Consider the following 10,569-nt stretch of genomic DNA (forward strand, 5'->3'; position numbering starts at 1 on the left):
CGACCGGGCACGAAGCCCGGCGGCGAGATCGGTCGGTCATCCCCGCCGGCCACCGCGGGGTGGTCCGGGGCGACTGCCCCGGACAGACACGCAGCTGATCGGCTCGGATGAGGCTGCGCCGCTTCCGCGGCGACGGCTCACTCGACGGTGTTCGATCACAATGCATCTTTCCGCGGTCGCCTACGTCCCGACTCTGGTATTCGCCGAATCGACGGTGCGTGATCCGCACGCCCTCGACGAAGGCAACCGGCTGCATACGATGGTCGTCCGCGCGCTGACGATTCTGTACGACCGGGAGCGCCCCACCGGCACCGCCGCGCTTCGTGACCTGTGGGCATGCGCGGGTATCACCGACGACGAATTGTCCTCCACGGTGCTACTGGCCGGTGTCCCACTGCGCGGTATATCCGGGCCTGTCCCCGATATTCATGTTCCCAGGATCGTATCGCGCACCGCCTCGGGAAATAGCGTTGCCTGCCCACAATTTCGTGGGTGCCGCCGGAAGTCCGCCCCGACGTGCACATCCATAAGACCCGCCGCGAGACGCGGACGTTCCACTCGATCCTTCCCCGGGCATCCCCGCGCCGACGGCGCCGGCCTCACGGTTGCAAGCCCCGGAAAGGGGGCATGACAGCCCTGGACGAGCCGAACATCTATCAACGATGATGTTCGCCTGTGTATCGTTCGATGACCGACTCGGCAGCGCCGGTCGGTGATGGGGAGGGTGTATGAGACTCGTAAAGCGTTCGGCGGCGGTGGCGGTCGGTGCTGCCTTGGTGTCGGCGGTGTTGAGTGGGCCGGCCGCGGGTGAGGAGGAATACGAGGGCGATCACTCGGTGATCGATGCCCAGGTGTGCCTGGACACCGGTGGCCACCTCGAAGGGCGCATCTGCGTCGGTGGCCCGTACACCGGCTACATCACCCGATGACCTGCCCGCAGCGAACAAAGGGCCTGGCGATACTGGCGCTGACCGTTACCACGGGTCTCGCGCTGATGCTGTGCGGCTGCGTGGACGAGGACCATATCCCGGATCTACCGGCCCGCATGGTCTCGACCACCCCGACCCCGACGCTGGCGACGACCACGCCGGTCCCGCCATCTCTCCGTTGATCGCTCCGACTCTGATCCCGATTCGAGGAAGGCTTCTCATGACCCCAGTGCGAGTGTTGGCGGGCGTTGTCGCGACGCCGCTGCTGTGCGCGCCACCCGCTACGGCTTCGGCGCAGCCGCCGGTTGCAGCAGGGGCTGCAGCGGTGGCCGAAACGAGTTCCGGCAGTGCGGCGTTGTCGTTTCTGCAAGGCATCCTCGGCGCCAGCGGGTGCGGATCCCGGCGCGTGAGGGGCCGACGGTCATGACCATGCCGGCTACGACGACGATTTCGGTCGATGCGCCGGTCGTGACGTTGATCAACGTCTTCACTGTCGCTGCGAACCGTCAACAGGAGCTCGTGGAGCTACTGGTACGGGCCACCGAGGAAGTGATCCAGCACCGGCCCGGGTTCGTTGCCGCCAACATCCACGCCAGCCTCGACGGCGAGCGGGTGGTCAACTACGCCCAATGGCGCACGGCCGAGGACTTCCACGCCATGCTCGAACACCCTGCCGCGCAGGAGCATATGCGCGAGGCGGCGCAGATCGCCGAGCAATTCGACCCACACCTGCATACCGTCGTCTCGATCCACCACAGCTGAATGAACGCCCTGGACCGGTCTTCGGCGGCTCCGACGGGCCGCCGAAGCCGCCGCGGGCATCGGTATGCAGATGTATCAGCTGCCGCCGGATCCGTTCAGTCCGGAGACGACCAGACGGCCCCGCATCAGGCCGAAACGATCCGGCCCGAGCTGCGGCCGGGCAACGAAGCTGACACCTGGTGGGTGAAGATCGCCACCGGCGACCCGCTGCTGCCGGTGGCTCCCCGGGTGACCGGCGCCATGACCGCGGTCCTCGACGACGACGGCGAACTGATCATCCGCACCAACTATCTCGTCGCCTACGCCTTCGAAACCCCACATCCCGAACTCCTCGACGGGCCTCTCGACATCGTCGCCGTCGACCGGTGGGAAGCCGACTACCGCTGGATCGAGGACCCCGAGTACGACGCCGAATCCCAAGGCATCTACTACGGCTCCATCCGGGGTCACCAGTATTCGGTCGGCTGTTCTCTGGGCCATCAGGGCTTCACCGCGGACACCTTCAGACACCGGCACAGGTGCGTCCAGGGAGAACACAGCGGGGAGAAGTCATGACGGTCGAGTGGTTGTTCGCGCTGATTCCCGCCGGTCTGGGTTCGTGCTTCTTCGTCATCGGTCTGGTGATGATTCGCCGTAGCCGGGCGCTGAAGCGCTCGGGGGCGAAGGCGTATGGCCAGGTCGTCGGGCTGGCGACGAGCTCAGGCCGCAGCGGCACCCTGTACCACCCGGTGGTTCGGTGGGTGAGTGCCGATGGGCGGACAGTCGAACAGCGCGCAGTCATCGGGAAGGCCTGGATCGCCGACTTCCGGCCCGGGAGACAAGTCCTGGTGCACTACGACCCGGGCCGTCCGGAGCGCATGGTGATCGAGGGCTATAGCAGCGGTGCGGAGTGGTTGTTCTGCCTGGTCGGAGCCGCGGTTCTCGTCGTGACTGTCCTGGTGTGCCTGGCCGCAGTCTTCTGAAAGGTGAACTGGCCCTCGAAATGCGCCGCGGCCTCGCCGAGATCCTCGCGGGGATCGGGGATCATGTCGGAGCGCTCGAACTACTCGAGGCGCTGTCTGCGGGCCTGTGCGTACTTCGCGGAGCGGACGATCCGATGATCTGCGATGCTCTGGTGGCCGCCGCCGGCTTCCGCCGGGGAGCGTGTACCGGCACCAGGGGCCTGACCGCCGTGCCGGTGGATCGACCGTGGGGATCGCGTTCGGTGTCGGTGGGTTCCATCAGGTGCCAACCCAGCGGTAGCGGCGTTCGGGGCGGCCGGTTCCGCCGTATCGCAACCGCACCTGCGCGCTGCCGGTTTCGGTGAAATGTTCCAGGTACCGGCGCGCGCTGACGCGGGATAGCGCGGTGGCGTCGGCGCATTCCTGGGCGGAGAGGTCGGAATCGCTTGCGCGCAAAACATTTTCGACGAGGAGGGCGGTTTGGGCGGTCATGCCCTTGGGGAGGGCGAGGGCGGTGCGGGGGCGGCCGGCGAAGACTTGGTCGACGTCGGATTGGGCGGCACGGGAGAGCTCGCCGAGTCTGGTGTGCAGGGAAGCGAAGTGCTGGAGTTGGTCGTAGAGAGCGCCGTAGGTGAAGGGTTTGATGAGGTAGTGCAGGACGCCGCCACGCATGGCGGTGCGGATGGTGTTGACATCGTCGGCGGCGCTGATGACGATCACATCGGTGGCTTCGGCGGTTTCGCGGATGCCGCGCAGGACGGTGAGACCGTCCAGGTCGGGGAGATAGATGTCGAGTAGGATCAGGTCGGGTTGCAGGTCGCCGATCAGGCGGAGGGCTTCGGCGCCGGTGCGGGCGACGCCTGCGACAGTGAAGCCCGGTGTCCTGCTGACGTAACCGCTGTGTACCTTGGCGACCATGAAGTCGTCGTCGACGACCAGGACCCGGATCATCTGTGAACCTCCATGGGCAGGGTCGCGGTGAAGACCGCGCCGTCGGCGTTGTGTACCGAGACGGTGCCGCCGCGCTGGACGCAGGCCTGACGGGTGATGGCGAGGCCGAGCCCGCGCTGACCGCCGGCGGCGGCTTTGGTGGTGAAGCCGTGGCGGAAGACCTCGCTTGCGAGTTCGGGGGCAACGCCGGGGCCGGAATCCCGAACCACTACGTGCACAGCGGAATCCAGCACCCGGAGGTCGACTTCGATCCAGCCGGGGCCGGACAGCGCGTCGAGGGCGTTTTCGACCAGATTCCCGACCACGGTGACGATGTCGCCGGAAAGTCCGGCGTCCAGCTCCGGCAACAAGCTGGTAGACGAAAGCCGCAATCCCACATTCTGTTCTGCGGCCAGGCTCGACCTCGCGATGAGTAGGGCGGCGACTGCGGGATCGGCGATTCGCGCGGTCACCTCGGCCTGCCATTGATCGCGGCTGGCGCTGACCCGCGTGATGTACTGAGCGACCTCGTCGTACTCACCGAGTTCGATCAACCCGGCAATGGTGTGCAGCCGGTTGCTGAACTCGTGTGCCTGGGCGCGCAAAGTATCTGCGGTATGGCGGTTTTCGGTGAGCATATCCTGCAACCGCACCAGTTCGGTCCGATCGCGCAGTGTCACAACGGTTCCGAGCGTGCGTTGATTCCACTGGATCGGAGTCCGGTTCATTACCAGTACTTTGCCGCGGCGCAGGCCGATCAGGTTGCTGCCCTCGGCTTTGCCGGTGAACACGTCGAGCAGGCGTTCATTGAGCCCGAGCTCGTACACGCTGCGTCCGACCGCATCACCCAGCGTCAGTAGTTCCTTGGCTTGATCGTTGACGAGGGTGACCCGGTACTGCTGGTCCAAACCGACCACCCCCTCGTGGACGCCGTGCAACATGGCCTCGCGATGTTCGACGAGCGCCGCGATCTCGGCGGGCTCCAGCCCGAAGGTCTGCCCCTTCACCCGCCAGGACAGCGACAGCGATCCGGCGACCCCGACCGCGGTGGCGACCCCGAGCAGGCTGAGCAGCCCGGGGAAGGATTCGGTGAGAATCTGCCAGATTGCGGGCTGCTCTTTCTTCGCCGCGACATAGCCGACGACCCGATGGTCGCTCTCCCCGATCACGGGCACATGCGCGACCACCGCATCGTCGATCTCGCCCACCCAGGCCCCACTGTCGCCGACCGTGGAGTCGGCGAGCCGCAGCGGCTTGTTGATCTCCGACGGGTCCTGCGAGGTGAGTACCTTGCCGTCGGCCCGCGCGATGACGACCTCATCGGCGCCGGAGGCGACCTGCGCGGAGGTCGCGAACGGCGCCAGCCGCAGATGCTGTTTCGGATCGGCCAGCAAAACCCGCAGGCTCGGGTTGGCGGCGACGTCCTCGGCGATACCGAGCATCCGCCTCGACTCGGTATTGCGGAACGTCTCGCTCACCTGCGAGACCACCACCGCGGCGACCGCGGCGAGCAGCACGAACACAATCAGCAACTGCAGAGCAAGCAGCTGCCGTGCCAGTGACCCTTTCTTGCCCACGCCTATCTCCTGTAACACTCGCCGACCGACAGTGTCGCCGCTGACCAGATGAAATAGGCCGCTTTCGGCGTGAACACTATGACCACAACATACGTTGTGGACGCAAAGCAGACAGGACGGCATGGGTCAGTTCACACTCTCCCCCAGCTCAACGAAGAGAGATGAGGATCTCCAGTGAAAACTCGGAAGTTGCTGACTGCCGTTATCGGTGTCTTTGCGGCCGTCGCCCTGACCGCCTGCAATGGCGCGGGCGGTTCGGCCGACAAGCTGTCAGGCATCCGGATCATGGTCCCGAATTCGCCCGGAGGCGGCTACGACATCACCGCCCGCACCTCGGCGAAGGCGATGGAAGATGCCGGAATCGCACGCTCGGTCGAGGTCTTCAACCTGCCCGGCGCCGGCGGCACTGTAGGCCTGGGCCGGCTGGTCGGGGAGGAGGGCAATGGCAAACTGGTCATGCAGATGGGCCTGGGCGTCGTGGGCAGCGTGTTTACGAACAAGTCGCCCTCCGAACTGACCGACACCACGCCGATCGCGCGGCTCATCGACGAGCCCGACATCATCGTGGTCTCCAAGGACTCCAAGTACACCTCGATCGACCAGCTGATCGCGGAGTGGAAGGCGAGCCCGGGCGCGGTCCCGGTCGGCGGTGGTTCCTCGCCCGGCGGTCCGGATCACCTGGCGCCGATGCTGGTAGCCAAGGCCGTCGGCATCGAACCGAAGGCGGTCAATTACGTCCCGTTCGACGGCGGCGGCGAGCTGCTCGCCTCGGTGCTCGGCAACAAGGTCGCGTTCGGTGTCTCCGGCGTCGGCGAATACCTGGACCAGATCCAGGCCGGTGAACTGCGCGTGCTCGCGGTGACCGGGTCCGAGCGTATCGACGGCGTGACCGCGCCGACCTTGAAAGAGGCCGGCATCGATGTGGAGTTCACCAACTGGCGTGGCGTGGTCGCACCGCCCGGCATCAGTGACGAACAGCGCAACGTCCTGATCGCCGCGTACACCAAAATGCACGATTCCGCGGAATGGAAGGAAGCGCTCCGCGCCAACGGCTGGGGCGACGCGTTCCTGCCCGGCGCGGAGTTCGGCACCTTCATCCAGCAGCAGACCGACCAGTGCGGCGCGGTGCTGAAGGATCTGGGGCTGGCATGAGTTCGGCAGCCCCGGAGCCGGGCGGCTCGGATACAAGCGTCGGCGGGCCGGAGCGCAGCGTCCCGGAACCGCGCACCGGTGCAGCCGGCTGGTTCCACGACCGCTCCGAACTGGTCGTCTCCGTCCTGCTCGTCGGCGCGGGCGCCGTGGTGATCATCGACGCTATGCGGATGTCGACCGGCTTCACCCAGCGCGGCCCGGTCGGGCCGATGGCGATGCCGCTGGTGGTCGGCGCGTTGCTGGTGCTCGTCGCCGTCGTGCTGGCCGTCGATGTGCTGCGCGGTGGCCGCGGTGACACCGAAGGCGGCGAGGACGTGGACCTGTCCACTCCGCCCGAATGGCGGACCGTCGCCTTGCTGGTCGGGGTGTTCGTCGCGAACATCCTGCTGATGGACATCGTCGGGTTCCCGATTGCGGGCACGCTCCTGTTCTGGGGTGCGGCGTTCGCGCTGGGTAGCAGACATTGGGTACGCGACCCGCTCATCGCGGTGGCGCTGGCCCTGGCGACCTTCGTGGTCTTCGGCGAACTGCTGGGCGTCACGTTGCCCGGGGGGCCCTTGGAAGGAGTCCTCTGAGGTGGACGCATTGAACAATTTGATGGCGGGCTTCGGCACTGCCCTCACCCCGATGCATCTGCTACTGGCCGCGGTGGGTGTGCTGCTGGGCACCGCGATCGGTGTGCTGCCCGGCATCGGGCCGGCGATGGCGGTGGCGTTGCTGCTGCCCCTCACTTACAGCGTGGAGCCGACGGGTGCGTTCATCATGTTCGCCGGTATCTACTACGGCGGCATGTTCGGCGGGTCGACCACCTCGATTCTGCTGAACACGCCCGGCGAAACCGCCGCGGTGGTCACCGCGATCGAGGGTCATCCGATGGCCGAACGGGGCCGGGGCGCGCAAGCGCTGGCGACCGCGGCGATCGGCCACTTCGTCGGCGGTATCGCAGGCACTGCGCTGTTGGTGCTGACCGCGCCCTTGGTGGCGAAGTTCGCGGTGGATATCGGCGCACCCGACTACTTCGCGATCATGTTGCTGGCGTTCATCGCGGTCACCTCGGTGCTCGGCAGCTCGCGGGTCCGCGGATTCGCTTCGCTCGGAATCGGCTTGACACTCGGAATGATCGGGCTGGACCCGATCACCGGCCAGCAGCGGCTGACCTTCGGGTCACTGCACCTGGCCGACGGCATCGACGTAATCATCGTCGCCGTAGGGCTTTTCGCGGTCGGCGAGGCTTTGTGGGTGGCCGCGAATCTGCGCCGCCGCCCGAGTGCGGCGATTCCGGTGGGCCGAGCCTGGTTGAGTCGCAAGGACTTCGACCGTTCCTGGAAGTCCTGGTTGCGGGGGCCTTTCATCGGGTTCCCGTTCGGCGCGGTGCCGGCGGGAGGTGCGGAGATCCCGACGTTCCTGTCGTATGCGACCGAGAAGCGGCTCTCCAAGCACAAGGACGAGTGGGGCAAGGGGGCGATCGAAGGCGTAGCCGGCCCGGAGTCGACCGCGAGCGCGTCGGCGGCGGGCACGCTGACCACCATGCTGACCCTCGGCCTGCCGACCACGGCGACCGCGGCGGTCATGCTGGCGGCGTTCCAGCAGTACGGCATCCAGCCGGGCCCGCTTCTGTTCCAGCGTGAATCGGAGCTGGTGTGGACGCTCATCGCGAGCCTGTTCATCGGCACCGTCCTGCTGCTGGTGCTGAATCTGCCGCTGGCTCCAGTCTGGGCGAAGCTGCTGCGCATCCCGCGGCCGTACCTGTACGCGGGGATTCTGTTCTTCGCCAGCGTCGGTGCGTATGCGGTGTCCGGCGATGTGGTGGACCTGGTGCTGCTGCTGGTGATCGGCGTAATCGGCTTCATCATGCGCAGATTCGGGTTGCCCCTGCTGCCCGCGATCATCGGCGTCATTCTGGGGCCGAATGCAGAGATGCAGATGCGGCGGGCGCTGCAGATCAGTGACGGTGCGCTGAGCGGGCTGGTCGATACCTGGTTCGCCAGAATTGTTTACGCGATCATCGCGGTGATTCTGTTGTGGCCGGTCGTAGCGATGGTGATCCGGAAGTTGCGTGGGGGTGGGGATTCCGATGATTCGGGTAATCCTGCGGAGGTCGAAGTGCCAGTACGGGCATAACCGTCGTTCTGGAGCGTTTCTCGGCCGGGGCCCAGCGTTTCGAGCGAACGTTCGGGTCCCGGCCGACCCATGCCAGGACGCCGCCGGGCGGCCGAACGGGGCAGGTGCGCGGCCGGTTCGCGTGGTGTGCAGCACGGGCGCTTATCGACTCCGCGGGAGCAACGGAAAACGGGATTACATTCTTCCATTTAAATATTTGGATGGAGGAACGGATGCGGATCCTGGTGGTGGGCGATGGTGCGCTCGGTCAGGTTTTCGGGCTGCGGCTCGGGCTCGGTGGGGCGGCCGTGAACTATCTGGTCAAGCCCGGACGGTCCGGTTGGGGTGGAATCGGGCGCACGCTGTATCGGCTGCGCCGGTTCGGCGGACCGGTCGCCGAGCGACTGCGTCCCGAGGGCGTGCACGCCGAGACCCCGGACGGGTCTTGGGACATGGTCTGGTTGTGCGTGTCCTCGCCCGCGCTGCGCGGGTCGTGGCTGCCCGGCTTGCGAGACGCTGTCGGCGACGCGACCGTGGTCACCATCGGGCAGGGCCTGCACGATCGGGAGGTGCTGGAGCGGGTGTGGCCGGCCGAGCGGATCGTGCAGGTGGTGCCGTCCCTGTTCGCCTACTCCGCGCCGTTGACCGGTGAGGTGCCGGCGCCGGGGATCGCGTACTGGGTGCCACCCGGTTCGGCATTGAAGGTGCTCGGTGACCCGGCCGATCAGACCAGGCTGATGCTCGATGGTTGGATCGCCGAAGGCGAAACCCGGGCGGTGCCGGTGGCCCGTCTGCGCGAGCTGCGGAATCGTCTCTCCGCCCGGGAGACGGCGTGACCCCCACCGCGGAAAGCGTGCTGGGCACATTCACCGAATGTCAGCCACTGTTCACCGCGCTCGGAGACGACCGGCGGCAGGCGATCATCGCCCTGCTGCTGAAAGCCGGCGGGGAGGCGAGCGTGGGAGAGATCGCCGCGCAGCTCGGGCTCTCCCAGCCGGCTGTCTCGCATCACCTCAAGATTCTGCGGGCGGCGCGACTGCTCACTGTGGAACGACGTGGCACCCTTCGGTGCTACACGCTCAACGGTGCCGAACTGACCGATCTCCTGGCCCCGCTGCGCGAACTCGTGGACCAGATCACCTCCTGCGCCGACCAGCCCGGTCATGAGGGTCCGGAGAATCAGGGCGGGACCCGGTGGACGGCGAGGAAATCGGCGCCGGAGCGAATCGCCCGCCCCTCCGGTGCCGTGTAGTGGAACATCGCGCGCAACCGGTCAGGGATTCGCCGAGCAGCGGACTGCCGTCGATATCTTCGCGCCGGCGTTCCTTCTCGGCGCCGGGCAGCAGGCTCCGTCGTCGACCGGGCCACAGTGCGGGACTACTCTTCGTCGGCATCCCATTCCGACTGGCCGGCGCAGGTAATCCAATGCAACGCATGGAATCGTTCCGCCGTAAGCATAGGATCCAGATCGCCGACTATTTCTCCGGTCTGCTCGTATACATCCTCCATGAAGTGATTCAGGAAGAAGTAATAGTGCAGTTCCGTGAGTATCTCCCGGCCCGGGCGCAGGCCGGCTTCCCGGATGAACGGCTGCAAGGGCTGGCCCAGCGCCGGTAGATGGTCGGCGACCAGCGAACCGTCCATTCTCTCGCCGGGACCGACCAGACTTGGCACTCTCCCCGAGGCCCAGAGCAGGACATACAGGGACTCGGCTCGCCAGGTCAGTGAGTTCGACTGCATCGCCGATTGCTGCCACAGCATCTCTTCTTCGGGCAGGTCGGTCAGCGAGAAAGCCCATTTCTCCCGCTCGGTCAATTCCTGCAGAAAATCTTCCGCTCGCATCCATTCCGAGATTTCCCTCGGATCCGGATGGAAGATGATGCCGAGCAGGGCGTGGAGGACGAGTGTACGCCTGGCCAATTCACCGGGATCACGAAGCCGGATGGGGAAGATCTCCTCGATTTCGGGGAGGGAGTCCACTTCCAGACCGTGCTGCTTCAATCGGTCCAGTGTCGATACGGTCACCAAATTCCTCTCTGTCGCAATATGTGTCACCGCGCCCGCGGTGGAGTCGTTCGTGCGGAGTGACCCGCTCCCAATAGATGTGACCAGTCGGAATTAGAGTCCCATTGGCCCTGGTGAGGGCCGGAAGGGACGATAGAGACCATGGCTGGACGG

14 protein-coding genes are annotated in these 10,569 nt (G+C 66.3%); 11 read left to right on the top strand and 3 right to left on the bottom strand.

The window, feature by feature from the left end:
• The first annotated feature begins 97 nt into the window (after positions 1-97).
• The 6 genes from ACLML9_RS25090 to ACLML9_RS25115 all read left to right on the top strand — a co-directional run bounded on the left by ACLML9_RS25090 (position 98) and on the right by ACLML9_RS25115 (position 2,653).
• The gene (locus ACLML9_RS25090; protein ID WP_411947838.1) at positions 98-631 is read left to right on the top strand and encodes a TIGR02679 domain-containing protein; all 534 of its coding nucleotides are present in this window, start codon (positions 98-100) and stop codon (positions 629-631) included.
• 97 nt (positions 632-728) lie between these two features.
• Positions 729-929, top strand: a complete 201-nt coding sequence (locus ACLML9_RS25095) for a hypothetical protein (protein ID WP_411947825.1) — start codon at positions 729-731, stop codon at positions 927-929.
• Complete coding sequence (locus tag ACLML9_RS25100) at positions 926-1,111, top strand: hypothetical protein (RefSeq protein ID WP_411947826.1); 186 nt, start codon at positions 926-928, stop codon at positions 1,109-1,111. Before ACLML9_RS25095 ends, ACLML9_RS25100 begins: the two co-directional genes overlap by 4 nt.
• 241 nt (positions 1,112-1,352) lie before the next feature.
• Positions 1,353-1,691 (top strand): antibiotic biosynthesis monooxygenase family protein, encoded by a 339-nt coding sequence (locus ACLML9_RS25105; RefSeq protein ID WP_411947827.1) that lies wholly within the window; start codon positions 1,353-1,355, stop codon positions 1,689-1,691.
• A gap of 183 nt (positions 1,692-1,874) precedes the next feature.
• A complete protein-coding gene (locus ACLML9_RS25110; RefSeq protein ID WP_411947828.1) occupies positions 1,875-2,246 on the top strand; it encodes a hypothetical protein in 372 nt (123 codons plus the stop codon).
• Positions 2,243-2,653 carry a DUF3592 domain-containing protein gene (locus tag ACLML9_RS25115; RefSeq protein WP_411947829.1) on the top strand — a complete coding sequence of 137 codons (411 nt, stop codon included), beginning with the start codon at positions 2,243-2,245 and terminating at the stop codon, positions 2,651-2,653. Before ACLML9_RS25110 ends, ACLML9_RS25115 begins: the two co-directional genes overlap by 4 nt.
• 258 nt (positions 2,654-2,911) lie before the next feature.
• Here ACLML9_RS25115 and ACLML9_RS25120 read toward each other — a convergent pair whose 3' ends face one another.
• The gene (locus ACLML9_RS25120) at positions 2,912-3,583 is read right to left on the bottom strand and encodes a response regulator (protein WP_411947830.1); all 672 of its coding nucleotides are present in this window, start codon (positions 3,581-3,583) and stop codon (positions 2,912-2,914) included.
• On the bottom strand, positions 3,580-5,139 hold the full coding sequence (locus tag ACLML9_RS25125; protein WP_411947831.1) for an ATP-binding protein: 1,560 nt from the start codon (positions 5,137-5,139) through the stop codon (positions 3,580-3,582). Before ACLML9_RS25125 ends, ACLML9_RS25120 begins: the two co-directional genes overlap by 4 nt.
• 174 nt (positions 5,140-5,313) lie before the next feature.
• Here ACLML9_RS25125 and ACLML9_RS25130 point away from each other — a divergent pair, with 174 nt between their 5' ends.
• From ACLML9_RS25130 to ACLML9_RS25150, 5 genes are all read left to right on the top strand, one after another.
• Positions 5,314-6,291, top strand: a complete 978-nt coding sequence (locus tag ACLML9_RS25130; protein ID WP_411947832.1) for a Bug family tripartite tricarboxylate transporter substrate binding protein — start codon at positions 5,314-5,316, stop codon at positions 6,289-6,291.
• The gene (locus ACLML9_RS25135; RefSeq protein ID WP_411947833.1) at positions 6,288-6,866 is read left to right on the top strand and encodes a tripartite tricarboxylate transporter TctB family protein; all 579 of its coding nucleotides are present in this window, start codon (positions 6,288-6,290) and stop codon (positions 6,864-6,866) included. Before ACLML9_RS25130 ends, ACLML9_RS25135 begins: the two co-directional genes overlap by 4 nt.
• Before the next feature lies 1 nt (position 6,867).
• Positions 6,868-8,412: a tripartite tricarboxylate transporter permease gene (locus tag ACLML9_RS25140; protein ID WP_411947834.1), complete on the top strand. Its 1,545-nt coding sequence runs from the start codon at positions 6,868-6,870 to the stop codon at positions 8,410-8,412.
• Positions 8,413-8,612: 200 nt separating this feature from the next.
• Positions 8,613-9,227, top strand: coding sequence for a ketopantoate reductase family protein (locus ACLML9_RS25145; RefSeq protein WP_411947835.1), 615 nt, complete (start codon positions 8,613-8,615; stop codon positions 9,225-9,227).
• Positions 9,224-9,643: an ArsR/SmtB family transcription factor gene (locus ACLML9_RS25150; RefSeq protein ID WP_411947836.1), complete on the top strand. Its 420-nt coding sequence runs from the start codon at positions 9,224-9,226 to the stop codon at positions 9,641-9,643. The genes ACLML9_RS25145 and ACLML9_RS25150 overlap by 4 nt, the downstream gene beginning before the upstream one ends.
• A gap of 125 nt (positions 9,644-9,768) precedes the next feature.
• Here the strand turns inward: ACLML9_RS25150 and ACLML9_RS25155 are convergent, their stop codons facing one another.
• A complete protein-coding gene (locus tag ACLML9_RS25155; RefSeq protein ID WP_411947837.1) occupies positions 9,769-10,416 on the bottom strand; it encodes a DUF4272 domain-containing protein in 648 nt (215 codons plus the stop codon).
• Between the last annotated feature and the right edge of the window lie 153 nt (positions 10,417-10,569).

Source organism: Nocardia sp. NPDC002869 (genome assembly GCF_046764065.1).
In the GTDB taxonomy this organism is placed as follows: domain Bacteria; phylum Actinomycetota; class Actinomycetes; order Mycobacteriales; family Mycobacteriaceae; genus Nocardia; species Nocardia rhamnosiphila.